General features: G+C 72.6%; 17 protein-coding genes. 9 read left to right on the forward strand and 8 right to left on the reverse strand.

Annotated features, from left to right (window positions below):
• Positions 1–83: 83 nt before the first annotated feature.
• Together WME83_RS51545 and WME83_RS51550 are read right to left on the reverse strand one after the other, a co-directional pair.
• Positions 84–1,913 carry a toll/interleukin-1 receptor domain-containing protein gene (locus tag WME83_RS51545; protein WP_437317059.1) on the reverse strand — a complete coding sequence of 610 codons (1,830 nt, stop codon included), beginning with the start codon at positions 1,911–1,913 and terminating at the stop codon, positions 84–86.
• 256 nt (positions 1,914–2,169) lie between these two features.
• Positions 2,170–2,724 (reverse strand): Uma2 family endonuclease, encoded by a 555-nt coding sequence (locus tag WME83_RS51550; protein ID WP_437317060.1) that lies wholly within the window; start codon positions 2,722–2,724, stop codon positions 2,170–2,172.
• A gap of 215 nt (positions 2,725–2,939) precedes the next feature.
• Between WME83_RS51550 and WME83_RS51555 the strand changes: the two genes are divergently transcribed.
• The 5 genes from WME83_RS51555 to WME83_RS51575 all read left to right on the forward strand — a co-directional run bounded on the left by WME83_RS51555 (position 2,940) and on the right by WME83_RS51575 (position 9,163).
• A complete protein-coding gene (locus WME83_RS51555; protein ID WP_437317061.1) occupies positions 2,940–3,950 on the forward strand; it encodes a GAF domain-containing protein in 1,011 nt (336 codons plus the stop codon).
• Between the two features lie 44 nt (positions 3,951–3,994).
• Complete coding sequence (locus WME83_RS51560; protein ID WP_437317062.1) at positions 3,995–6,691, forward strand: type VI secretion system Vgr family protein; 2,697 nt, start codon at positions 3,995–3,997, stop codon at positions 6,689–6,691.
• 63 nt (positions 6,692–6,754) lie between these two features.
• Positions 6,755–7,189 (forward strand): DcrB-related protein, encoded by a 435-nt coding sequence (locus WME83_RS51565; protein WP_437317063.1) that lies wholly within the window; start codon positions 6,755–6,757, stop codon positions 7,187–7,189.
• 13 nt (positions 7,190–7,202) lie between these two features.
• Positions 7,203–8,822, forward strand: a complete 1,620-nt coding sequence (locus WME83_RS51570) for a PAAR domain-containing protein (protein ID WP_437317064.1) — start codon at positions 7,203–7,205, stop codon at positions 8,820–8,822.
• 11 nt (positions 8,823–8,833) lie between these two features.
• Complete coding sequence (locus WME83_RS51575) at positions 8,834–9,163, forward strand: hypothetical protein (protein ID WP_437317065.1); 330 nt, start codon at positions 8,834–8,836, stop codon at positions 9,161–9,163.
• 27 nt (positions 9,164–9,190) lie between these two features.
• On the opposite strand, the gene WME83_RS51580 is transcribed toward WME83_RS51575, so the two are convergent.
• Positions 9,191–11,446 (reverse strand): DUF2169 domain-containing protein, encoded by a 2,256-nt coding sequence (locus tag WME83_RS51580; RefSeq protein WP_437317066.1) that lies wholly within the window; start codon positions 11,444–11,446, stop codon positions 9,191–9,193.
• A 40-nt stretch (positions 11,447–11,486) separates the two neighbouring features.
• Positions 11,487–12,719, reverse strand: a complete 1,233-nt coding sequence (locus WME83_RS51585) for a hypothetical protein (protein WP_437317067.1) — start codon at positions 12,717–12,719, stop codon at positions 11,487–11,489.
• A gap of 57 nt (positions 12,720–12,776) precedes the next feature.
• Between WME83_RS51585 and WME83_RS51590 the strand changes: the two genes are divergently transcribed.
• The 4 genes from WME83_RS51590 to WME83_RS51605 all read left to right on the forward strand — a co-directional run bounded on the left by WME83_RS51590 (position 12,777) and on the right by WME83_RS51605 (position 18,800).
• A complete protein-coding gene (locus WME83_RS51590; protein ID WP_437317068.1) occupies positions 12,777–14,129 on the forward strand; it encodes an NAD(P)/FAD-dependent oxidoreductase in 1,353 nt (450 codons plus the stop codon).
• Positions 14,130–14,239: 110 nt separating this feature from the next.
• Positions 14,240–15,325, forward strand: coding sequence for a serine/threonine-protein kinase (locus WME83_RS51595; protein ID WP_437317069.1), 1,086 nt, complete (start codon positions 14,240–14,242; stop codon positions 15,323–15,325).
• Positions 15,326–15,379: 54 nt separating this feature from the next.
• Positions 15,380–16,723: a threonine synthase gene (gene thrC, locus WME83_RS51600; RefSeq protein WP_437317070.1), complete on the forward strand. Its 1,344-nt coding sequence runs from the start codon at positions 15,380–15,382 to the stop codon at positions 16,721–16,723.
• Positions 16,724–16,880: 157 nt separating this feature from the next.
• Complete coding sequence (locus WME83_RS51605; protein ID WP_437317071.1) at positions 16,881–18,800, forward strand: sensor histidine kinase; 1,920 nt, start codon at positions 16,881–16,883, stop codon at positions 18,798–18,800.
• Between the two features lie 147 nt (positions 18,801–18,947).
• Here WME83_RS51605 and WME83_RS51610 read toward each other — a convergent pair whose 3' ends face one another.
• The 4 genes from WME83_RS51610 to pilM all read right to left on the reverse strand — a co-directional run bounded on the left by WME83_RS51610 (position 18,948) and on the right by pilM (position 24,293).
• The gene (locus WME83_RS51610) at positions 18,948–20,792 is read right to left on the reverse strand and encodes an STAS domain-containing protein (protein ID WP_437317072.1); all 1,845 of its coding nucleotides are present in this window, start codon (positions 20,790–20,792) and stop codon (positions 18,948–18,950) included.
• Between the two features lie 92 nt (positions 20,793–20,884).
• The gene (gene gspN, locus WME83_RS51615) at positions 20,885–22,183 is read right to left on the reverse strand and encodes a type II secretion system protein GspN (RefSeq protein WP_437317073.1); all 1,299 of its coding nucleotides are present in this window, start codon (positions 22,181–22,183) and stop codon (positions 20,885–20,887) included.
• The gene (gspM, locus tag WME83_RS51620; protein WP_437317074.1) at positions 22,180–22,782 is read right to left on the reverse strand and encodes a type II secretion system protein GspM; all 603 of its coding nucleotides are present in this window, start codon (positions 22,780–22,782) and stop codon (positions 22,180–22,182) included. Before gspM ends, gspN begins: the two co-directional genes overlap by 4 nt.
• Positions 22,779–24,293, reverse strand: a complete 1,515-nt coding sequence (gene pilM / locus WME83_RS51625) for a type IV pilus biogenesis protein PilM (protein ID WP_437317075.1) — start codon at positions 24,291–24,293, stop codon at positions 22,779–22,781. Before pilM ends, gspM begins: the two co-directional genes overlap by 4 nt.
• Between the last annotated feature and the right edge of the window lie 23 nt (positions 24,294–24,316).

The raw sequence follows: 24,316 nt of genomic DNA on the forward strand, positions 1-24,316 counted from the left end.
CGGCGCCGTTCGATCGGGGCGCCTCCCGCGTCCGGCGATCGAGCTCCACGCGTGTCCCTGCACAGGGCATTGGGCCAGCTCGATCACTTCGGGTTTTGCTTCAGGTAATCGCAGGCGGTCGGATGGCCAGCATCGCAGCCTCTGCGATAAAGCTCCCTCGCGCGCGTGAGGTCTCTGGGGACACCTCTGCCGTTCAGATACGCATACCCGAGGTTGGCGCAGCCGACTGCTATGCCCGAATCGCAGCTCTTTTGGTAGAGCTCGGCGGCGCGCGTGAGGTTCACGGGGACTCCGCGGCCTCGCTCGTACGCGACGCCCAGGTTGACGCAGCCAGACGGATCTCCGCCGTCGCAAGCGATCCGGAGAAGCTCGACCGCGCGCACGAGGTCGACCTCGACGCCCACGCCTTGGTCGTAGGCGTGGCCCAAGAACCCGCAGCCGTGCGCTGACCCGCTGTCACAGCTCTTACGGAAGAGCTCGAACGCGAACGCCAGATCGACGGGAACCCCGTCGCCCTTCCGATAGACAAACCCCAGGTTGGCGCAGCCGAGCATGTCTCCGCCGTCGCAAGCCTTTCGGAAGAGCTCGGCCGCGCGCGCAGCGTTCCGCGGCACGCCTTGGCCCTTCAAATGCAGGATGCCGAGATCCGTACAACTCGCCACCGCTCCGCCGTCGCAGCCCTTGCCATAAAGATCAGCCGCTCGTGTTACCTCTCTCGGGACTCCCGCGCCGTTCAGGTACGCCGTTCCGAGATACTTGCACCCCAGCGCGTCTCCGGCGTCGCACGCCTTGCGAAAGAGCTCGGCCGCGAGCGCTTCATCTTTCGAGACACCTCGGCCCTTGGCGCAGGAGAGCCCGAACTCCGCACAGCCGGTCGCGTTCCCGCCATCGCAAGCCTTGCGGGAGAGCTCGGCTGTGCGCCGCTCGTCTTTCGAGACGCCGCGGCCGTGGGCATAGGCAAGCGCGAGCGCCGCGCAGCTCCATGCGCTTCCGCCGTCGCAGCCCTTGCGGAAGAGCTCGGCCGCGAGGGCGTAGTCTCTGTCGACACCGAGACCTCGCTCGTAGGCTCGGCCGAGCTCGCCGCAGCCCACCGCGTCTCCGCCTTCGCAACCCTTGCGGTAGAGCGCCGCCGCAGCAGCAGTATCCACGGGGACGCCCCGCCCGTCCTCGTGCGCCAGCCCTAGCCTGGTGCACGCCCTCGCCTCGTCGCCGCTGCACGCCTTGCGGTAGAGCCGGGCGGCGCGTGCCTCGTCCTTCGGAACGTCGTCGCCCGCCTGATAGGCCGCGGCCCGCTCGAAGCAGCGCGAGGCGCTGAGGCACTTCACGCTGTCGACGGCGGAGCGACCCGGGGCCGTCCGCGCGCCGAGCAGGACGAGCGCCGTGAGCCCGGCGAGCCCGGCGAGCGAAGCGCCCAGCGCGACCGCGACGCGGCGGCTGCGCACGGCGGCGTGCTCCGTCGCCTGGACGTGCGCCGCCTGCACCCCGGCGAGCCGCTCGACGACGTGGCGAATGCCGAGCGCCACACGGGCCCACGCCTCGTCGCGCGACGGCCAGGAGGTGACCGGGAGGCGGCTGTCGGGGAGCGGAGGGAGGCGCCCGAGCTGGGTGTGCTCCCAGTCGGATGGCCGGAGCAGGATGGGGATCACCTGCGCCTCGCCGCGCTGCCAGCGCTCGAGGGCCCTGGCCATCTCGCGGTCGTGGCAGTCGTCGGAGGCGAAGAACGAGGCGCTGACGAGCAGGAGAATGAGCTGGGTGGACCGAACGTGGCTGTCGACGAGCGTCCGCCAGCGCTGCCCCGGCGCGACATGCTCCATGTGCCAGGCGCTGATCAGGCCCTGACGTCGCATCACGGCCAGGTGCTGTTCCAGCTCGCGCCGGAGCTCTACGTCCTGCGGCGCATACGAGATGAACACCTCGACGGGTCGCCGAGAATCACCGTTTATGCTCAAGCGGTCCTCCCCCGCGAGGGCCGGATGCCGCGGAGCTCTCCCGCCCACGAGTCCCGGGCTTCAGATCTCCTCGCGATGGGCCCGATGGTCACATGGCCAGAGAGGGGCGTCCAGCGCGCGTCCGCTCCCGAATGTGGCCGCGTGGTGTGACCGGAGTTCGAGCGAGGATGAGGAAGCGAGGAGGCAGCTTCGAGCCATCGCGGCGCTGGCGCGGCGCAGCTCACTCCGCGCCCCGCGCGCGCCCGCTCGTCCACCACTCCGCGACGTCGAGCTCCACCGCGTCGAAGGGCTCTGCGCGCACCCGCGCCTCCCCGACGACGACGCCGAGCTCCAGCCACTTCCCCTCGTGGAGCCGGCTCCAGGTGAACGTCTGCGCCTCGAGGTCGACGTACCAGAGCCAGCCGACGCCGATCCGCGCGTAGAACGGCCGCTTGGTGCCCTGCGTGTACGCGCGCATCCGCGGAGAGAAGATCTCGCAGATACAGTCGGGAGCGATGCGAATCGACTCCTCGTCGGGCAGCTCGGGCAAGCGCTCGCGCTTCCATCCCGCGATGTCGGGCGAGAACTCCGGCGAGCCTTCGAGCTCGATGCCGGGCTCCGGCAGGATCCACCAGCCACCGGGCCCGCCGGGGCTGCGGTCGTAGGGGTCGAGGAGCTCATGATCGATGAGCGACAGCACGCGCTGGTGCCGGGAACGCGGGCGCGGGTGCGTGTAGAGCACGCCCTCGATGATCTCGCCCTTGATGTGCGGCGGGAGCGTCTCGAGGTCGGCCATCGTTGCGGGATCGCGCCTTCGCGCGGGATCAGCCATCCCGCCGATTCTGCCCGCCGCGCGAGGGCACGACAACGCGGGCGCGCGCCCGGCGGGGGGCGCCCCGCGCGCCTCCGGCAAATCCGCGCGGCGCAGGTGAATGCTCCCGCGCCCCGGGTTCCGCGGGGCGCGACGCAGTGCAGCGCCGGCGCGGCGGCCTTTGCTGGTAGACTTTCGCAATGGCCGACCTCAACGACCCCGTCCGCCTGGCCGAGCTGCACGGCGCCATGCTGCGCACGGACGCGGACGCCATCCTCGACGCCTGCGTCGCGCGGGCCGCCAGGCTCGCGCGCGCGCCGATCGCTCTCGTGAGCCTCGTCGTCCGCCACATCCAGCTCCTGCGCGCCCACCACGGCCTGCCCCTGGAGCTCGCCGTGAGCTGCGCGACCTCGCGGAGCAACTCCTTCTGCCAGCTCGTCGTGCGCGACGAGGCGCCGCTCCTCGTCGAGGACGCGCTGCGCGACGAGCGCGTGCCGAAGGAGCTCGTCGAGCACTACGGCATCCGCGCGTACGCCGGGGTGCCGGTGCGCGTGCGCGGGCACGCGATCGGCTCGCTGTGCGTCCTCGACGTCGTGCCCCGCCGCTTCGACCCGCGCACCATCGACGGCCTCGATCAGCTCGCCATCGAGGTCGCCGGCCGCCTCTCCGACCTCGTCGAGCGCGACGCGCCGATCGGCAGCGCCGACCTGCAGGAGCGCCTCGTCCGCATCGAGCAGGCCACGCGCGTGCTGGAGCGCGCGCTCCTGTCCCTCGCCCCGGTCATCGCCGCGGCGCAGAACGCGGCGGGGGTGCGGCCGCAGGCGCCGGTCGACGCGATGCACGCGACCCCGTCGGCGCTCGTGACGATCACCAGCCTGCGCGCGGCCGTCGGGTGCTGGCGCGACATGGGCTCCGTCGCGGAGGAGCTCTGCGACGAGGCCGCGGCCGTCGCGAGCTCCGCCCCCGCGGCGTCCGGCCTCGTCGCGGCGGCCCGGGCGCTCGCGCGCGGCATGGCCGAGGTGGGCCCGCTCGTCCGCCTCGCCGAGGGCGTGCTCGAGGGGACGCTCGAGGAGACCGCCGCCGAGCGGGGGCGGTCGCTCGTGCTGCGCGGCGCGATCGAGGCGCACGAGGCCGCCTGCGCGGCGGTAAACGAGATCCGCGCCGGCGCCCTGCGCGCGCGCGCGGCGACGGGCAGCGGCGCGGCGCCGTGATCTAGATCGCGCCGAGCCCATGCTCTACGCTCGGCGTTCCGTCCATGTCGCGCCTCTCGCTCTCGTTCGCGTCCAAGGAAGAATCGCTCTCAGTGCGATGGTTCTCGGTCCGGGAGCGGATCTCGTCGCTCTTCGAGGTGTCGATACTGGCCGTCTCCGAGATCGAGGATCTCGATCTCGACAGCCTCGTGGGCAAGGCCGCCGCCTTCAAGGCCGAGTCGGCCGTCCTGCACTCGGTCGTCCCCGCCCGGGTCTGGGCCGGGCTCTGCGCCCAGATGGAGCAGGTGCAGGTCGAGCCGACGGGGCTCTCCACCTACCGGCTGCGCATCGTGCCTTTGCTGTTCCGGGCGACGCTCCGGCGCAACAGCCGCATTTTCCAGCACATGACCATCCCCGACATCGTGCTCCTGGTGCTCAAGGAGTGGGAGATCGAGCCGGAGGTGGCGCTGGGCGCGAAGTACCCCGCCCATGAATACCGCGTGCAGTACGGCGAGACCGATTACGCGTTCATCTGCCGGCTGCTCGAGGAGGCGGGCATCTCCTTTTACTTCTCGCACCGCGCGGACGGCGGCCGCATGGGCGCCGAGCTCACCCGCCTCGTCCTGAGCGACGCCCCGCAGCGGAGGGAGCGGCGCTCCGGCGCTCCCATCGCCTACGTCGACAACCCGAACCAGTCGTCCGGGCGCGAGTACGTGAGCGAGCTCGTCGTGAGCCACGAGGTGCGGCCCGGCCACGTCACGCTCCGCGACTTCGATTTCAGGACGAGGCCCGATGTCCAGCTCTTCGCCGAGGCGCGGGACGGGCTCGAGGACGAGCTCCGCTACGAGCAGTACCACTACGCGCCAGGGGCGTTCGTGGTCGAGCCGGGCAAGGGCGGCGACACGCCGGTCGCCGACGACAGGGGCGTCGCGCGGGTCGACATCAAGGAGGCGGAGGCGCTCGCGGCGAGGAGCCTCGAGGGCGAGCGCGGCGGCCGGCGCTCCGTCCGGTACCGCACCAACGCCCTCGATCTTTGCCCCGGCGTCGTCCTGTCGCTCGGCGGGCACCCCCGCAAGGAGCTCGCCCCGGACCAGGCGCTGCTCGTCGTCGCGTCCACGTTCGAGGGCGATCACAGCGGCGAGTGGACCATGACCGGCGAGGCCGTGTTCGCGCAGCAGCCCTACCGCCCCGCGCGGCGGACGCCGAAGCCGCGGGTCGTGGGCGTGCAGAGCGCGATCGTGGTCGGCCCTCCGGGCGAGGAGATCCACACCGACGAGTTCGGCCGCGTGCGCGTGCAGTTCCACTGGGACCGCGAGGGGCGGTTCAGCGACGCGAGCTCGTGCTGGATCCGCGTCAGCCAGGGCTGGGCCGGGAGCCGCTACGGGCTCGTGGCCCTCCCCCGCGTCGGGCAGGAGGTCCTCGTCGATTTCTTCGACGGCGACCCCGACCGGCCGGTGATCGTGGGCCGCGTCTTCAACAGCACCACGCGCGTGCCGTACACGCTGCCCGCCGAGAAGACCAAGAGCGGGTGGAAGAGCGACTCCTCCCCGGGCTCGGGCGGGTTCAACGAGCTCTCCTTCGACGACGCCGCGGGGCGCGAGCTCATCCACGTCCAGGCGCAGCGCGACTACACCGAGATCATCAAGCGGGATCAGAGCTCGACCGTGCTCTCGAACCGCTCGGCCAGCGTGACCGGCGCCGACGCCGTCACCGTCGGGGGGAGCCAGAGCGTCAACGTCGTCAAGAGCCAGAGCCACACGATCGGCGAGCAGCAGATCAACCAGATCGGCGAGGGTCGCACGTCGATCGTGGGCACCTCCGACGCGGTCGACGCCGGCGACAGCCAGAGCGTCACGGTCGGCGACGGCGTCGGGTACACGATCAACAAGGACAAGACCGTCCAGATCACGAACGGCGTCGCGTCGATCAAGATCACGCCGGAGGGCATCTTCATCGACGCGCAGGGCAAGCTCGAGATCTCGGCGGGCGGGCTGCTCAAGCTGTCCGGCGCGGAGGTGCAGATCGACGGCGGGCCGAACGTGCTCATCAACACCACGTCCGCGAAGGCGCCCGCGGTGGCGACGATCGGCAAGGCCAGGGCGCCGAGCGCGCCGGGGCGGCCGGGCGGCGGCGGCGAGACGAGCGCGCCGGCCGAGGTGATGCGCGGCGGCGGCGCCGTCGAGGCGCCGGGGGGCATCGAGGACGTCGAGGTGGAGGGCGCTGCGTCGCGGCTCGACCGCGCCGTCTCCTCGCCGCCGCTCACCCCGGCCGCGGCCCCGGCGTCCCTGCAGATCGGGCCCGCCGCCGGCGCGGCGATCCAGGAGGCGGTGCGCGCGCCCTCGGCGTCGCTCGCCGCGCTGGTGGCGACGGGGAGCGGCGCCCTGGAGCTCTTCCGGCTCGCCAAGGGGGAGAGCCTCGCCTCGCTGCCGTCGACGCTGGACGTGCTCGGTCCGGTGCTCACGGCGACGCTGCCCGCGCTCGGCGGCCTGAGCGCGGGCGACCTCGGGACGCTCGTGAACGCGGGCAGCGCGGCCGGCATCTTCCACGTCGGCGGCGCGGGCGGGCAGGTGGCGCAGTTCCTGGCGCTGCGGACCGCGGCGGCGCCGCGGTCGGTGAACGGCGCGGCGGTGAAGACCGCGGCGCAGGCGACCGAGGCCTCGGGCGTGCCCGAGGAGCGGGCGTACGCAGGGGCGCTGTCGATGCAGGGCGTGGCCCTCTACCGCGGCGACCTCCAGGGCGGCTTCGCCAAGGTGGAGCCGTGACGCCCGGGGCCCGCTGGATCTCGGAGAGCGAGCGCTGCGCCTTGCAGCGTGGAGACGGAGACGATGCCGCGTTATGACCACACCGACGTGTCCTTCGACGTGCCGCGCGACTGGGAGGACCGCTCGGTGGTGGTCTTCGCCGCGCCGGCGAAGCCCGGCCAGGGGATGATCTCCAACCTGGTCATGACGCGGGACACGCTGGCCGCGGGCGAGGACATCCGGCGATACGGCGACCGGCAGCTCGTCGAGATGGCGCAGCGGCTCGACGGCTTCCAGCTCTACGCGCGGCAGGAGATCACGCTCGGCGGTCAGCCGGCCGTGGAGATCCGGTTCGCGTGGAGGGGGCAGAGCGGGCCGATCGAGCAGCGGCTCGTGTTCGTCGGGGGGCGCAAGCCGACGGTGCTCAGCTTCACCGCGACCATGCCGAAGAGCGAGGCCGCGCGGCTGAACCCGGTGTTCGATCGCATCCTCGCGAGCGTGAAGCTGGGCCAGGGCTGAGGGCTGCGAGGCCGTGAGCGCCCTCGAAGCGGCCCGGATGGGCGATGAGATCGGCCACTCGTCCGCGTGGGCCGGCCTCCTCGCGGGGGCGTGCGTCGGGCTCGCGATCGGCGGCGCGATCCTGTTCTCCGTGGCCACCGGCGGCGCCGGGGCGGTCCTCATCGGCGCGGCGGTCGCCGGCGGCGTCGGGCTCGGCGCCGGCGGCGCGCTGGCCGGCGCCGAGATCGGCAAGATGTTCGAGGGGTCCCCGTGCGGGGAGATCGCGACGGGATCGCCGGACACGCGCATCGAGGGGCGCGCCGCCGCGCGCGCCGAGCTCGACGTCCTCGAGCACGGCGGCAAGAAGGTGGCGCAGGGCAGCGCCACCGTCTTCGTCAACGGGAAGCACCTGGGCCGCAGGACCGAGAAGGCCCAGTGCGGCGGCGTCGTCAGCCAGGCGGCCGTCCACACGTTCATCGGCGGCGAGACGCTGACGCTCGTGCCCGTCGAGGAGGAGGTGCCGTCGTGGCTCCTGACGACCCTGCGATGGACCGCGCTGATCGCGGGCGGGGCGGCGCTCGTCCTGACGGGCGTCGGCGCGGGCGTCGTCGTCGCGGGGCTGGGGCTCGCCGGCTCGCTGGCCGGCGCGTTCGTCGGCGCGCACGTGGGCGAGGCGGTGGGCGGCCTCTTTGGCGAGCGCGCCGCGCGCGTCGGCGAGATCCTCGGCGAGTTCGGCGGCGGCCTCCTCGGCGGCATCGGCGCCGCGAAGCTCGGCGAGCGGTTCGGGTGGATCCGCCCGCCCGCCGCGGAGGAGGTCCCGCTCGGCCGGAAGGGGCCGCCGAGCCCGGAGGAGGTGGCCCGGGCGCGCGCCTGGACCGACGAGCAGATGGCCGCGGGGCCCGCGGCGGATCCCGCGGCGGCCGCCAAGCTCGAGGCGAGGATCGCGGAGAACCGCGCGGCCTACGAGCGGGTGCAGCGGGGCGAGCTGGAGCACCCGAACACGACCCCCGAGCGGCTCAAGCTGGCCGTCGAGGGCGACACCGACGGCCAGCGCGTGCCGCTCACGTACAAGGATCGCGCGCAGTTCGACAGGCTGCAGTCGGACATCCGGAACGTCTTCGAGTCGGAGGGCATCACCGACGCGACGGTGAAGCAGCTCGGCTCGGCCACGGACGGGTTCAAGGGCAACCCGGACAAGCCGTTCGGGTTCTGGTCGCCCAAATCGGACACCGATTTCGCGATCCACAGCGATCAGGCGCTGGTCCAGGCGCAGCAGGCGGGCGCGCCGTACAACGCCAAATACGGCATATTCAAGAACGGCGAGGCGCCGAGCGCGCTCAATCCAGAGGGGAAGCCGGGGCTCTCGAACACGTCGCTCGGGAGCAAGCTCAACGCGGTGGCAGAGCGGTGGAACGTGGAGATCTACGGTGAGCCCAACCCGAGCAACGGCGGCTTCGACTTCAAGCTCAACGGCCCGCGAGAGCCGAACAGCGACTTCCCGACGATCTATCGCGGGCCCGATGCGGTCGGCGCGGCGCCCCCCGCCGCGCGGCCGACGCCCCCCGCCGAGCGGCAGGCGCCGGCCGGCAGCGCCGGGACGGCCGGCGCGGGCGGGGCGGGCGTCTCGACCGATCCGCGGGACGGCGGCCGCTGAGGAGAGGTGAGATGAGCAAGACGGCAAGCACGACGCTCGCGTGGTCCTTCAAGAGCGAGCTCTCCCAGGACGAGATGCTCAGGCGGCTCGACGCGCGGTGGCCGTCGGCGTGGGCGATCTCGGACAGCCACCATCACGGCGACTACGTCGGCGGCAAGCTCACGCCGGAGGCGGCGGCGCGCATCTACGAGGACGGCCCCAGGTTCGTGGTGCACCTGCGCTTCGCCTCGGCGGGCGGCGACGTGAAGCGGCAGCTCCTCGAGGCGCAGCAGCGGCTCATCGTCGAGGTGCTCCCGCTCGTCGGCGCGAGCGACGTCTGGCCCACGGAGCCGCTCGACTGACGCTCCCCGCCCCGGCCTCCGGGCGCCTCAGTCCGACGTGCGCGCAGGCCGCAGCTCGTCCGCGGTGAAGACCCGCCCGAGCGCGAGCGCCTTGAGCGCGTAGCGGCTCGGCTCGAGCTGATCCTGCCGGAGGTGCGCCTCCGCGAGGACGCGCACCTTCAGGCTCGTCATCAGGGGCAGCCGGTGCTCCAGGGCCTTCGGCAGGTACAGCGGCAGCGCGCCCTGCCCGCCCGCCGCGAGCAGCGCGCGGATCCACACGTCGCCGAGCACCTTGCGGGTCTGGTAGCGCCGCTGCTCGAGCAGCAGCCGCTCGGTGTGCGCCTCGATCTGGCCCGACGGCAGCGGGCGGCTCGACTGGGCGAGCTGCTCCTTCAGCTGCTGGTTCAGCCGGTCCACGACGCCGGTCGAGCTCTGGAGGTAGGGCGACTTGAGCAGCTCCCCGATGGAGTCGAGGGCGTCCTTGAGCTGCTTGTCGGGGCCCGCGAGCGGCGTGACCACGGCGACGGTGGCCTTGAGCGCCTCGATCTCGTCGAACGGGAACCGCGCCTCGCCGGTCACGAGCACGAGCGGCGGCGTGAACCGCCGCCTGTCGCCGATCGACGCGAGGAGCGCCTGCGGCACGCCGCTCGGCTCGATCGGCGACCCGTCGGTGAGCACGCCGAGGACGTCGTGGCGGTCCTTCGCCGCGGCCGCGTCGTCGGCGGGCAGGTCGTAGCGGGGGTCGAGCTCCTCGAAGTCGAGCTCGAGGATCAGCTCGCTCCACCGAGCGCGGACGCGCGGCAGCGCGGCGGGATCGAACCAGAGGAGCTCGACGATGTCGTCGGCCAGCGCGGCCGCGGGCCTCGGCGGCGCCACCCTGGCCCTCGAGGGGCGGTCGTCCTCGGCCGGGGCGGGCAGCGAGGCGCGGGCCGCGCTCTCGGCGGCCCCGAACTTCTGGCCCACCGTCATCGCCGGCGGCCCGTCGTTCGTTCCCCAGGAGCCTCGGCTCCCGAGCGGCGCCATGGCGGGGGGCGGCGGCGTGGCCGGCGCCTGCTCGAGGGGGCCGGCCGGCGGAGACGGCGCGGACCACCGCGACGGCGGCGCCGCCATGAGCGCCCCGAGGTCGCCCTGGGCCGCGGGCGCGCGGAACGGGAGCCCGCCGCTCGGGGGGCTCGAGTGGGGCGCGCTGTCGGCCCCGCGCTCCTCCGTCTTCCAGGGCAGCACCGGAGCGTGCTCGGAGCGCAGCCCGGGGAGCTGCGTCTGCGACGTGCTCGGGGGGCGCGGCGCGACGTGCCCGGAGCTCGGGGGCACGGACCTCTCGGCCTCGCCGCGCGCGGCCTGCGGCGGCTCCAGGCCCACCACCACGCGCCCGTGCTCCTCCGGGTGCTCCAGCGCGATCTGCGCGCGCCAGGTGAGGGAGCAGCGCCCCCGCGCGGTGTCGATCCAGAGCGTGTCGCAGCGCATGGGCACCGGTCGAGCGCCGCCTCGCCGGCCCTCGAGGGTCGCCGTCGGGCGAAGGCCGGGCAGCTGGGTCACGAGGCGCGGGTGCTCGGGGTGGAGGTTCTCGAGCACGAGGCGCTCGTCCTCGCGCAGCGACGGGAGCTGCTGATCGGGCGGGGCGATGTTGAAGTAGCCGGGGTCGAACCCGGCGGGCAGCGGCTTGCGGCTCCAGTCGCGGTGCGACCAGCCGGCCGCGTGGCGGCCGAGCTTCTCGACGCGCGACGGCCACGTCGGGGCGATCGGACCGAAGCCCGTGGGCTCGATCGCCTTGCTCATGTCGGAGACGAGCAGCCCCGGCGGCTGGAGGTTGGGCACGGCGACCTGCCCGTAGGCGTTCCGCGCGCCGACGCTCACCCCGGCCGGATTCCACGAGCCCGGCCCTCCCGCCGCGCGCTCGTAGACCAGCGGCATCTGCGCGAACGGCGGGCCCTCGTGGAGCGTCCCGTCCTGGGCGAAGATGCGGTCGCACCACACCTCGATCGACTTGTCCAGGTCGCCCACCGCGAGCCTGGCCAGGAGCGAGCGCGCCGGCGCCTTGCCCGGCGCGAACGCGAAGCCGACGAGCACGACGTCGGCGCGCGGCTTCGCGGGCGCGAGATCGCTCATCGACTGCAGGCTCCTCGACGGCGCGTCCTCCCACGCCGCGTCGTGGGGGGTCGGCGCCTCCTGGTCGGGGGCGAGCGGCGACTCGCCCGGGCGGAGCAGGAACGTCGCCTTGCAGACGACGGTGAGCACCCACGAGCCCGCGGAGGGTTGCCAGAGGATCGACGCGACGGGGACGGGCGCGGCGGCGAATACGTTCATGAGGGAGGGGGGTCTCCGGGGCGCTCTCGCGCCCGCTCGTTCACTGCGGCGTCGCGGCCCCGGGCGGCGCCGGCAGCTCGCGGGTGATCTCGCCCGCGTCGGCGCCCTCGGGCGGCGGCTCCGACCCCGGCGAGACCGGCGTGCCCTCCCAGGTCGCGCTCTTGTCCCGGCTCCCGTAGACGTACGGCGGGCGGGCCTCCAGCTCCCGCGCGATGCGGGCGAGCTCCTCGTCGAGGAAGCGCGGGTTCGCGGCCAGCCGCTCGCGGATGCCGCTGTTCAGGTAGCCGCGGATGTCGGGGCTCTCCGGGTAGTACTTCGTGAACACGTTGTACCGGAAGAGCGGCTTCAGCCGGTGCACGTCCTTCGGCCCGGTCGGCAGCGGCAGGAGCTCGACGAAGCTCTTCCGCTTCGCCCGCTCCTCCAGCCGGTCGAGCACGAGCTGGAGGCTGTTCTCGAGCAGGTGCGGCGCGCAGTGATCCGCGAAATCGTCGTAGAGCAGCCGCATCAGCGCGCGCGCCTCGTCGATCGGCAGCTGCGCTTGCCGCTCGCGGCCCATGCGCCGGACGAGGACCATGAACGGAGAAGGCTGGTTGCCCGTCGCCCGGATCTCCTCGGGATCGCGGAAGTCCGGCTGGCGGTAGGGGAAATGGCGCGGGTTGATCGCGTCGAACCCGCCGCGGCCGTAGAACAGGATGCGCTGCCACGACAGGCGCTCTTCGGGCGTGAAGTACTCGACCTCGGCCGCGAGATCGACGTTCATCCCGAAGTACTTGCCCGGGGCCGAGGGCGCGGGGAGCGTGATCTTCCCCATCGCGTGGAGGTCGGCGAGGTACTGCATGGCGAGCTCGACCGGGGAGATGCGCAGCCAGTACGACAGCACCGTCCCCCGCGCCTCGGGGATCATGAAGATGTGGGCGAGGTAGATGACGCAGAGATCCGGCGCGTACGCCGGATTGACGAGCACGGTCCCATCGCGCACGCCGCGCACCTTTCCGTCCGCGTCTCGCGCCACGAGCAGGAAGTAGCGCATGTACGTGCCCGACGGCTCGGGCGTGAACGGGTCGTCGCGCAGGAACGCGTGGATCGCCTCCTTGCGCTCCATCTCTCCATGAGGCCCGAAGCAGTCCCAGAGGATCTGATACGCCGTGTCGAAGTCCGGGTCGGAAGGGTCCTCGATCGACCAGATCTGGTATTTGCGGGTTTCGCGCTCGATCATCTCCACCACGTCCTGGTGGAAGAGATCCTTCATGCAGAGCCGGACACGTCGCTTCAAGCAGGGCTCCTGGGGTCCATGGTGCCAGACGGAGCGTTCATCTGATAGGTAATCATCGTGACCCAGGCAGCTCTCGTCGACACGCGCACGCAGATCGATTCCGCTCGCTCCGTGTGGAGCGAGGCGGGCCCGGTCTATGAGCCCGCCCCGCCGCTCCGCGGGGACGCGGCGGCCGATGTGGCCATCATCGGGGGCGGATTCACCGGCGTCTCCACGGCATACCATCTAATCCGCAGATTTCCGAGCCTCCGCGTCATGATCCTCGAGGCGCGCCACCTCGCCAACGGCGCGAGCGGGCGCAACGGCGGGATGATGCTGAACTGGATTAACGGCGTGAGCTACCGCGAGCCGGAGCTCACGCGCCGCGTCTACGAGGCCACGCGCGCGGGCATCGACGGCATCGTCGGGATGATCCAGGAGCACAATCTCCCGGTGCGTTACCGGCGCGACGGCTGCATGGAGGTCCTCACCGACGCGCGCCGGGCCGAGGCGGCGCACGCGCGGGCGGAGCAGCTCGCCGGGTGGGGCATTCCGCTACAGTACCTGGACGGCGCGGCGCTCGCGAAGCGGCTCGGCGTCCGCGGGGCGGCCGGGGCCGTGCTGGACGCGACCGAGGGGCAGCTCAACGGGGTCGACCTGCTGCGCAGCCTCCGGCCGCTGCTCCTCGGGTGGGGGGTCGCCCTCCACGAGGACACACCGGTGCTCCGGATCCGGGAGGGGCGCACGATCGAGCTGACCACGCCGGGCGGGGTCGTCCGGGCCTCGGCCATCGTGCTCGCCACGAACGGCTACACGCCGCGGCTCGGCTACTTCAAGACCGGCATCTTCCCGCTGCACTCGCACGTGCTCGCGACCGAGCCGCTCGACGCCGAGGCGCGCGCCGCGCTCGGCTGGGGGCAGGTCGCCGGCTTCAGCGACGACCACGACCGGATCGCGTACGCCAGCATGACCCCCGCCGGCGAGCTCGTGTTCGGCGGGGGCAGCAACGCGGCGTACGCCTACCTCTACGGGAACCGGACCTCCTACCCCGGCTCACCCGACTCGGCCGCGAAGGCGTTCGAGGCGATCCGGCGCCGGCTGGTCGGCTACTTCCCCGCGGCCGAGCGGGTCCGGATCGCGCACCGCTGGACGGGCACGCTCGGCATCACGATGAGCCGGATCTGCAGCATGGGGGTGCGCGGCGAGCACCGGAACGTGTACTACGCGCTCGGCTACAGCGGCCACGGCGTGACGCTCGGCAACCTCGCGGGCCGCGTGCTCTGCGACATCTACGCGGGCGACGACGCGCGGTGGCGGGACCTGCCTTTCTACATGTACCCGCTCGGGGGCGTCCCGCCCGAGCCGCTGCGCTGGCTCGGCTATCACGTCTACACCAAGCTGACGGGGCGCTCGCCGCGCAAGGCGGCGTGAGCGCGGCGCCCGCGCGGCGCCCACGCAGGCGCGGGGCGCGCCGCGCCAGGCGCGCGCGCGTGCGGAGCGCTTGCGTGGCCGGAGCGCGGGGCGCTATTCGAAGCGGGGCCATGTTCTGCGCGCGCTGCCACCGGGAGTACGACGCGGGCCATCGCTTTTGCCCCTACGACGGCGCGGAGCTCGCCGAGGCGCGGCGCATCGACCTGTTCCGGTACAAGCCGACCCGGCTGCGGGGGACGATCCTCGGGGAGCGCTACGAGGTGCGCGGCTACCTCGGCAAGGGCGCGATGGCGCGCGTCTACCTCGCGATCGAGATCGAGACCGGACAGCCGGTCGCGATCAAGGTCCTGGAGGCGTTCGCGGCCCGCGCGGAGCGGACGCGCGAGCGGTTCGTGCGCGAGGCGCAGAGCGCGGCGAAGATCGGGCACCCGAACATCGTCAAGGTGCTCGACGCCGGCACGCGCGCCGCCGACGGCGCGCCGTACATCGTGATGGAGTACCTCTTCGGCGAGTCGCTCGGCGACTGGCTCCGGCGCGAGCGCCGCATGGACGCGGACCTCGCCATCCCGGTGCTCTCCCAGGCCGCGTCCGGGCTCGCCGCCGCGCACCGGGTCGGGATCATCCACCGCGACGTGAAGCCCGACAACCTCTACCTCGTCGGCGCGCAGGGGGACCCGTACGCGGTCAAGGTGCTCGATTTCGGCCTGGCGAAGATCCAGGACGCCGATCACATCACGGCGACCGGCACCGCGGTGGGCACCCTCGAGTACATGGCGCCCGAGCAGGTCGTGAGCGACAGGCCCGACGCCCGCACCGACGTCTACGGGCTCGGCGTCGTCATGTTCCGGACTTTCACCGGCGAGCTCCCGTTCCCGCGCTCGGAGCAGTCCGAGCTCCTCGCCCGGCAGCTCGTGACCCCGCCGCCCCGCCCCTCGGAGAAGCGGAAGAGCATCGACCCGCTGGTCGAGTCCGTGATCCTGAAGGCGATCCGCAAGCGCCCGGAGAACCGCTATCCCTCGATGGAGGCGTTCCTCGACGACCTCGAGCGGCTGTCCGGCGAGCGGGACGGGCCGCTCTCGGCGGACGAGCCGCTCCCCGAGCCGGACGACGTCTACGTCCCGCAGGGATCGTTTGCCAGGAACGCGGCGATCTACTTCTATAGGCGGCTCGGCATGGAAGCCCCACGCTTCGACTGAACCGAACACCACCTCCCGCGGGCGCTTCCCGCCACCCAGGAGATCCGTATTGCCATGGCCTACTCTGCTGCATTCCGATGTCTGACCGGCTGTCCCGGCAGCTACCCGCTGACGCAGCCCCTCTACCGTTGCCCGACCTGCGGCGGCCTGCTCGACGTCGCGCACGACATCGACGCGCTCCGCGACCGGAGCCCCGCGACGTGGATGAAGCTCTTCGACGAGCGCTACAAGCGCACGGTGTGGCCCTACGGCTCCGGGGTCTGGGGCAAGCGGGAGTGGGTCGCGCCCCAGGTCCCGGACGAGGCCATCGTGTCGATGGATGAGGGGGGCACCAACCTCTTCTGGGCGGATCGCTACGGCCGCTCGCTCGGGCTCGACGACGTCTGGGTGAAGCTCTGCGGCAACAGCCATACGGGGTCGTTCAAGGACCTCGGGATGACGGTGCTCGTCTCGGTGGTGAACAAGGCGATCCGCGAGGGCCTCGAGGTGCGCGCGATCGCGTGCGCGTCGACGGGGGACACGTCGGCCTCGCTCGCGGCGTACGGCGCGGCGGCCGGCCTGCCCGTCGTCGTGCTGCTGCCGCGGGGCAAGGTGTCGATGGCGCAGCTGGTGCAGCCGATCGCGTCGGGGGCGCTGGTGCTCTCGCTCGACACGGACTTCGACGGCTGCATGGCCATCGTGCAGCGGCTCTCGGCCGACGGCGTGGTCTACCTGGCGAACTCGATGAACGCCCTGCGCCTCGAGGGCCAGAAGACCGTGGCCATCGAGATCGTGCAGCAGTTCGACTGGACGCTGCCCGACTGGGTCGTCCTGCCGAGCGGCAACCTGGGCAACGCCTACGCGCTCTACGCCGGCTTCAAGATGCTGAAGGACCTCGGCCTGACGACGCGCTTCCCGCGCCTGTGCGTGGCGCAGTCGGCGCGGGCCAACCCGCTCTACCGGGCGTGGGCCGAGGGGCGCAGCGAGGTCGTGCCGATGAAGGCGGGCGAGACGCTGGCGAGCGCGATCCAGATCGGCAACCCGGTGAGCGCGCCGCGGGCGATGATGGCGCTCCAGGCGATGAACGGGGTCGCGGAGGAGGTGACCGAGGACGAGCTCTGCGACGCGGCGGCGCGCGCCGACCGGACCGGGATGTACACCTGCCCGCACACGGCGGTCGCCCTCGCCGCGCTGGAGAAGCTCGTGAAGAAGGGCCTCGTCGAGAAGCGCCAGCGGGTCGTCGTGGTCTCGACCGCGAACGGCCTCAAGTTCACGGAGTTCAAGGTGAAATACCACGAGCGCGCGCTCCCGGACGTGACGAGCCGGTACGCCAACCCGCCGGTCGAGCTGCCGCCCGACTACGACCGCGTCCTCGCCGCTCTGGACAAACACGCCGCGCAGACCGGCAAGAAGGGCTGAGCGGCGCCGGCGCGCGGATGCGCTGAGCGGCCGCGGCGTGCGAGGATCGGCGCGCCCGATCGGGGCCGGGGGGGCTGGCGAGCCCGCGCGGGACGGCGGCGCGGGCGCGCCTTGACGCGCTCGCCCCCCCCGGCATCCTCGTCGGGCAGAGGCCTCCGTGGACATCCGCCACCGCACGCTGCTCTCGTTCGCCCCGCTCCTGACGGTGGCGGTCGCGCTGGCGGTCTCCCTCCCCTTGGTGAACGCGACGCTCTCGCGGATCTCCGCGCAGCAGCTCGCTCTCCTCGGCGATCTCGTCGACCTGCAGGACATGGAGCTCGCGGTGATCACCCAGCGCGAGACCGTCGGCCAGGCGCTGCGCGGGTTCGACGTCTCGCTGTACACGACCGATGACGCGTCCCGCCGGGACCAGACGCTCGTCCATTTCAACCGCGCGCGGGGCGAGCGGGGCTCGCCGCAAGACCAGCTGTGGCAGCACCTCGGCGCGGTGTACGCGGAGCTCGACGCGCAGCACGCGGCGATCTTCGACGCGCTGCAGGAGGGCGACGCGGCGCGGGCGACGTCGGTGTTCTACGGCGAGGCCCAGGAGCTGACCTTCGTGCTCCTCTCGAGCGCGCGGGCGGGCCAGGCGCAGCACAAGGAGGCGCTGAGCGAGCTCGAGGCGAGGGGCCGCACGCTCAAGCAGCGCGCGCTGCTCGGGCTCGCCGCGGGCGTGGGCGGCAGCATCCTCCTGGCGCTGACCTTCGGCTGGCTCCTGAGCCGCGAGATCGTGCGCCCCATCGAGCGCCTCGCCGCGGACGCCGCGCGCTACGCCTCGGGCGACGTCTCCGGGGAGCTCAGCCCCGCCGGAAAGATAAAGCAGATCAAGCACTTGCGCGACGCCTTCCAGCACCTGCTCGGCGTCACCCTGGCGCGGCAGGAGCGGCTCCAGCAGGCGTACGCGGACGTCTCGGACCGGGCGGCGCGCGAGCAGCAGCTCCGGGAGACGGTGCAGGCCCTCAACGAGGATCTGGAGCGCGCCAAGGGCGAGCTGGAGCGGCGCGTGGCGGCGCGGACCGCGGAGCTCCTCGTGGCCAACGAGCGGCTCCAGGTCGAGCTCGCCGAGCGCGGCCGCGCGGAGGCGGCGCTGAAGGCGAGCGAGGAGCAGCTCCGGCAGCTGAACGAGGCGCTGGAGCAGCGGGTCGTCGAGCGGACGACGGAGCTCGCGGCGGCCCAGCGCCAGGTCCTCGACACGGCGCGGCGCGCCGGCATGGCGGAGATCGCCACGAACGTGGTGCACAACATCGGCAACGTGCTGAACACCGTCAACGTGTCCGCCAAGCTCATCGCGGAGGAGCTCGGCGGCCTCCGGCTGGAGAAGCTCGAGCGGGCGGCGCAGCTCCTGGCGAGCCACCGGGAGGACCCCGGCAGGTTCCTCACCGAGGACGAGCGCGGGCGGCACCTCATCGCCTACCTGGAGGCGCTGTCCGCCGCGCTGGAGGGCGATCGGCGGCGCATCCTGCGCTACGTGGATGAGCTCGGAAAGAGCGTCGACCACATCAAGGACATCGTCCGGACGCAGCAGACCTACGCCGGCACCACCACGGTGGTCGAGCCGGTGCAGCTCTCGGAGCTCCTGGAGGACGCCCTCCGGATGAGCGACGCGGCGCTGTCGCGCCCGCACCTCAAGGTCGTGCGAGAGCTCGCGTGCCCGCGCCCGGTCTACGTCGACAAGCACAAGCTGCTGCAGATCCTGATGAACCTCATCAGCAACGCGAAGCACGCGATGGACGAGCTGCCCGGCAGGGAGCACGCGCTCACGCTGCGGATCGAGGCGCGCGGGGCGGGCAGGGACGGCGCGGTGCGGATCTGCGTGCAGGACACGGGGGTGGGCATCGCGAAGGAGCACCTGACGCGGATCTTCTCCCACGGGTTCACGACGCGCCGGGGCGGCCACGGCTTCGGGCTGCACAGCTGCGCGCTCGCCGCCGAGGAGATGAGCGGCGTGCTGTCGGTGGAGAGCGACGGCGTCGGGCGCGGGGCCACCTTCACGCTCGAGCTCCCGGTGCGGATCGGGAGCGCCGCCGCCCGCTCCTAGGACACCGATGAAACCCGAGAGAATGAACCACAGAGGGCACAGAGGAAGAGAGAAGAGAGCTCAGAATCTTTTCTTCATCCTCTGTGCCCTCTGTGCCTCTGTGGTTCCAATCTCTTCTTGCTGGGGCGCTTCAAGCTGATCGGCGCTCTACCTGCGCCGCCGCGCGCGGCGCCGCCTCGGCCTGCCGCGGGCGCCCGCGGACGTCATCGCCGAGGCGATGCCGTTCTGCAGGGTGTTGTGCGTGACGATCCCGCTCATGTCGACGCCGAGCTCGACGAGCGTCCTGGCCACGTCGGGGCTCAGGCCCGTGATGATCACCTCCGAGCCGAGCAGGCGCACCGCGGTGGCGGCGCTGAGGAGCTCGTCGGCGCACTGGCCGTCGATCCGCGGCACCCCGGTGATGTCGAGGATCGCGACGTGCGCGCGGCGGGAGGCGACGCCGCGGACCAGCGTCTCCTGCACGCGGCGCGCCCGCTGCGCGTCGAGGGCGCCGACGAGCGGCATCACGACGATGTCGTCGCTGATGGGGATGAGCGGGGTCGACAGGGCCGCGAGGATCTCGTTCTGCGCCCGCAGCGCCTCCTCGCGGGTGCGCCGCGCCTCGGTCTCCGCCGCCGCGCGCTTGCGCTCGGTGACGTCCCGCACGATCACGACCGCCTCGGCCCGGTCGCTGCCGGCGATCCGGACCTCGTAGTCGCGCGTGCCCTCGCGGAGCTGCTCCTGGTACTCGAAGACGTGCGTCGCCTCGTCGGCGAGCGCCCGGCCGACGAGCTCGGTGATCTGCTCCGCCACGCGGGCGGGGAACACGTCGGCGACGTGCCGGTGCAGGAAATCCTCGGCGCGGAGCGACGGCCTCGACTCCCGGGACGCCTTGAAGTCGAGGCAGACGCCGTCGCTGCTGAGCCGGAGGATCGTGTCGGGGATGGCGTAGAGCAGCGCGCGGTTGTTCGCCTCGCTCCGGCGCAGGGCCGCCTCGACGCGCTTGCTGCCGATGAAGTGGCCGGCCTTGGCGGCGATCGCGAGCAGCACGTCGAGCAGCCCCGGGTCGGGCTCGCGCGGCTCGGCGTCCATGAGCTCCAGCACGGCCGCGACCTGCGCGTCGGCGCGGACCGCGATGGGGAGCTCGACCGCGAAGCGGAGGCCTGCGCCGCGCGCCGCCCGCGCGCGCGGGTCGTCCTCGACCGCGTCGAGGTCGCAGAACCAGGTCGGCTCCCCCTGGGCGAGCGCGCGGCCGGGCAGCCCCGCGTCGCGGGCGAGCTGCGCGCCCCGGGTCGCCGCCTCGAGCGCGGCCGCGTCGTCGGGCGCGGCGCTCCAGGTGTGCTCGCAGCGCAGGCCGCCGCTCTCGCCGTCGCCGAGCCACAGGGCGCCGAACCGGAAGCCGAGCGTCTCCCCGAGCGCGCCGAGGAGCGCGAGGATGCCCTCGGACAGCGTCGTCGACTCGACGAGGATCCGCGTCACCGTGTACTGCGCCGACACCTTGTGGTTCGCCTCGGACAGGGCGCGGCGCTGGTTCCACTTCTCGGTGAGCGCGTAGGCCATCTGCCGGACCTCGTTCGGGTCGAACGGCTTGGCGAGGATGAGCAGGTTGTCGGTGTTCCCGAACCGGGTGGCGATCTCCTCCCAGGAGTAATCCGAGTACGCCGAGCAGATGACCGCCTGGATGGCGCCGTCCTCCTGCCAGATGCGCGAGAGCGTCTCGATGCCGTCCCACCCCGGCGGCATGCGCACGTCGACGAAGGCGAGGGCGTACGGCGCGCCGCGCTGCCGCGCCTCGCGCACCTTCTCCAGCCCCTCGGCGCCCTGCGTCGCGGTCGTGAGCTCGAACCTCACCGGCCGCCGGCCGGGCGCCTCGCGGAACAGCGCCGACTCGAGGCGGTCGAAGGTCGACGGCTCCGCGTCGGACCGGAGGATCCTGCGGAAATCTTCGTGGATGGCCTCGTTGTCGTCGATCAGCAGAATGCGCCGGTTCTGCTGCCACCTGGGGTCCCGCATGGGCTCGTCCTCGGAGCGTGAATCCAGGTCCTACCCGTCCCTGGAGCGTGAGGTCCAGGTCCTACCCGTCCCTGGCGCGTGAGGTCCAGGCCCTATTCCGGCGGCGGCGGGTCGCCCTCGGCGGGCGGCGCGGGCGTCGGCCGCGACCGCGGCTCGGGCGACTCGTCCTCGGTGGACGGCGGCGGCGGCATCGGCGGGGGCATCGCCGGCGGCGGGCTCCCCTGCTCCTCGCTGTCCCGCGGCGGGGCCTCCGAGGCGCCGAGCGGCAGGTTCACGCCGCCGGGCTTCCTCGTGGTCGCGGCCGAGCTCGGCGCGTCGGCCTTGCCGCGGCCCCGCGCCGCGGGCGAGTCGGCGGCGTGCGGATCGAACCGCGGCCGCTTCAGCACGCCGTGGACGTGCCAGCCGTAGAAGCCGTCCGAGCGCTTCGACCGCTTCATCTTGGGCTGCTGCATCTCGATCAGCCCGGGCACGTTCGACCCCGGGGCGCCGAGCAGCGACTTGGTGAGGTCGTTCTTCGACCGGTAGGCGTCGGTGAACTTGAAGCGGACGTAGAGGTCCGCCGTGGAGTTGTTCCACGGCTCGCGCATGGTGACCTTGCCGTCGCCGTCGAGCTCGAGGTCCTGGCCGTTCGCGGACATCTTCGTGACCTTGAGGACGCCGTCCTTCGCCTCGGCCGACAGCACGAGCTCGCCCAGCTTGGCCTCGGGCAGCGCGATGAGCCCCTGGATCTTCGTCTTGCCGTCGCCGACCGAGACCTCCTTGGCCGAGACCTCGAGCGCGCCGCTCGCCTTGTTGAACTTGCCGTCGGGCGCGCTGAGATCGAGGTTCGCGCTCAGCGTGCCGGCGATCGGCAGGCCGAGGATGTCCCCGAGCGGCCCCACCTGCGCGAGCTCCACGTCCGAGACCTCGACGTGCACGTCGCCGCCCGACTTGCCCATCGGGACCACGCCCTCGACCTCCCCGCCGAACACGCTCGCCCAGAACGAGACCCGCATCCGCCCGATCAGGAGGGGCAGGATCTTCACCCGGGCGTGCGCCTCCTCGATCTCGATGACGCTCGGCTTCGGCGCGCTGTCCTTGGCGGCGTCGCCGGAGGTGGAGGTGAAGGCGGCGGCGCCGGTCGGCCTGCCCGAGCCGAGCTCGCTCGGGGGCAGGATGAGCCGCACGCCCTTCATCTCCACGCCCGTGAACCAGTACGCGTCGAGCTCGTCGATCTCGAGGCGCTGCGGCGGGCCGGAGCCCCGCTTCTGCTGCGCGCGGTCGAACTCGGCGATCAGCCGGTCCTTGAGCCGGTCGTACGGGAACGTGAGGTAGCCGAAGAGGCCCAGGCAGAAGAGGTAAAAGAGCGGGTAAGCCGCCCATTTCGCGATCTTGACGAGCCGCGCCTTCATGGCTCTTGCTCCTCCTGCTCGTCGGCGGCCGGGGGCGCGGACGGCGCGGGGCTCGCCGGCTGGGGGTCGCCCTTCCGGTCGAACGCGGAGACGCCGAGCTCCACCTCGTACGAGTCCGGCTCGCCGGCGCGCGGCTTGATGTTCAGCTTCGTCACCGCGACCGGGTGGCCCGAGGTCTCGATGCGCTCGAGCATCTTGGCGAGGCCGAGCATCCCGATCCTGTGCATCTTCACCACCGTGACCCGCTCGGTGTACTTCTTGCCGTGCGGGACGTCGGGGCGATCCTGCGACTCGGCCGCGGTGAGCCCCTGCTGCTTCGCCGCGTCCTCGATGAAGCCGGCGAGGGCCGGCGCCGGCCGCGCGTAGCGCGCGAGCAGCGCGTCCTTCTGCGCCTTGCGCTCGCTGACCTTCCCCGAGGCCTCGTAGATCTGCTGGAGCAGGTCGCGGATCTCCTGGTTCTCGGTGCGCCTGCCGGAGGCGATGCTCGCGAGCCCGATCGGCACGAGCAGGAACACGAGCACCCCCAGGAATCCGACGAGGATGGTGAGGAGCCGGCGCTCGCGCGGCTCCAGCTTGTCGAGTCGCTCGCGGAGCGTCATCGCGATCCCTCTGGCTTCTCCGGCGCGCCCGCCGAGGCGCTGTCCGCCGCGTCGGCGCCGGTCTTCTTCTTCTTCTTGTCCTCGCACTTGAGATCCAGCTCGAGGACGTACTTGTGCCTGCCCTCCGTGAACTGGCTCGTCCGGCCGACCTTCACGTCGCGGAAGCAGCGGTGTTCCTTCATGTGATCCGCGATGATCTGCGCGTCCGACACCGACGGGACGACGCCCTGGAGGGTCACGTGGCCGCGGTTCACGTCGAGCTCGAGCACGTCGTGGGTGATCTCCTTCGGCACGGCCTTCGAGAGCTGCACCATGACGTCGAACGCGTCGACGCGGGGCATCGGGTCCTCGTCGGCCGCGCCGGGGCCCTGGTCGAGCAGCTCGCGGGCCTTCACCGGGTCGCTCGTCTCCTCGCCGAGCACGTCGTGCGAGGCGGTCGCGAGCGACGCGAGCAGGAGCTCCCGCTCGGCGCTCAGGGTGCGCAGCTCCGCGACGATGGAGAACCCGAAGCTCAGCGCGATGACGGTGCCGAGGCCGGCGAGGATCGGGATCTTCTCGCGCAGGAACGGGTAGCTGCGCTCGGCCTCGAGCGCGCCCCTCCTCAGGTTGAACCCCCGGGTCTTCGGCGTGAGCCCGAGCGCCAGCCCGAGCGCCTTGGCGAAGCGGGGCAGGGCCGCGGCCTGCTCCGGCGTGAGCCCTTCGACCCGCGGGGCCGGCAGCGGCAGGATCGTGAGGCCGAGCTGGGTGGACAGGAACACCTCGGCGCCCTGCGCGCTCGCGCCGCCGCCGACGAGGTACATCCCGGCGAGCGGCTCGCCGCCGAGGTTGCGCCACGCCGCGAGCGTCTGGCGGAGCTCGCGCGCGAGCGCCGGCGCCGTGCCGGGGAGCCCGGCCGTCCCGCGCGACAGCGTCCGGGCGAAGACCGGCTCCCCGCCGGAGAGGATCACGATCTCGGAGGTGAGGTGGTCGAGGTCGAGCAGCGCGATCGGCACGTTCGCGCCGGCGGGCGACGGCGAGGCGAGCTCCGGCATCACGGCCTCGAGGTTGGCGAGCGCCACCGCGCCGAGCGCGACGCGCTCCGGCTCGAAGCCGAGCGCCTCCTTCACGACGGTGATGCGCTCGCGCACGTCGTCGGCGCGCGCGATGGCGGCGAAGACCGGCAGCGTCTCGACGCCGGGCGGCCGCTTGAGCAGGCGGTAGTCGAAGACCGCGTCCTCCATCTCGAACGGCACCGTGGCCTCGAGCTCGAAGCCGAGGACGTTCTCGACCTCCTTCTGCGCGGCCGCGGGCAGGTCGAGGCGGCGGTAGAACGACTTCTCCCCGGAGATCGCGATGGCGGCGGCGTCGGGGCGGTGGAGCCCCACCGCGGCGCGGATCGCCTCGGCCTCGGAGACCGCGTCCGTGATGGGCGCCTCGCCGAGGGCCTCGACGAAGACCTTCCTGTACGAGGTGCGGATGAGCGCCGTCCGCACCACGGATTTCCCAGCATCTATCCCGAGCAGCCTGTGCATTTCCGCGCTTCTTCCCGGAGGGG

Source organism: Sorangium sp. So ce385 (assembly GCF_051474135.1).
Lineage (GTDB): Bacteria > Myxococcota_A > Polyangia > Polyangiales > Polyangiaceae > Sorangium > Sorangium cellulosum_D.

Excerpts from the sequence above, each read along its gene's own strand:
- WME83_RS51550 (WP_437317060.1), bottom strand. The coding sequence starts at position 2,724 with ATGGCCGACCTCGAGACGCTCCCGCCGCACATCAAGGGCGAGATCATC.
- WME83_RS51555 (WP_437317061.1), top strand. The coding sequence starts at position 2,940 with ATGGCCGACCTCAACGACCCCGTCCGCCTGGCCGAGCTGCACGGCGCC.
- WME83_RS51560 (WP_437317062.1), top strand. The coding sequence starts at position 3,995 with ATGTCGCGCCTCTCGCTCTCGTTCGCGTCCAAGGAAGAATCGCTCTCA.
- WME83_RS51565 (WP_437317063.1), top strand. The coding sequence starts at position 6,755 with ATGCCGCGTTATGACCACACCGACGTGTCCTTCGACGTGCCGCGCGAC.
- WME83_RS51575 (WP_437317065.1), top strand. The coding sequence starts at position 8,834 with ATGAGCAAGACGGCAAGCACGACGCTCGCGTGGTCCTTCAAGAGCGAG.
- WME83_RS51580 (WP_437317066.1), bottom strand. The coding sequence starts at position 11,446 with ATGAACGTATTCGCCGCCGCGCCCGTCCCCGTCGCGTCGATCCTCTGG.
- WME83_RS51595 (WP_437317069.1), top strand. The coding sequence starts at position 14,240 with ATGTTCTGCGCGCGCTGCCACCGGGAGTACGACGCGGGCCATCGCTTT.
- thrC (WP_437317070.1), top strand. The coding sequence starts at position 15,380 with ATGGCCTACTCTGCTGCATTCCGATGTCTGACCGGCTGTCCCGGCAGC.
- WME83_RS51610 (WP_437317072.1), bottom strand. The coding sequence starts at position 20,792 with ATGCGGGACCCCAGGTGGCAGCAGAACCGGCGCATTCTGCTGATCGAC.
- gspN (WP_437317073.1), bottom strand. The coding sequence starts at position 22,183 with ATGAAGGCGCGGCTCGTCAAGATCGCGAAATGGGCGGCTTACCCGCTC.
- gspM (WP_437317074.1), bottom strand. The coding sequence starts at position 22,782 with ATGACGCTCCGCGAGCGACTCGACAAGCTGGAGCCGCGCGAGCGCCGG.
- pilM (WP_437317075.1), bottom strand. The coding sequence starts at position 24,293 with ATGCACAGGCTGCTCGGGATAGATGCTGGGAAATCCGTGGTGCGGACG.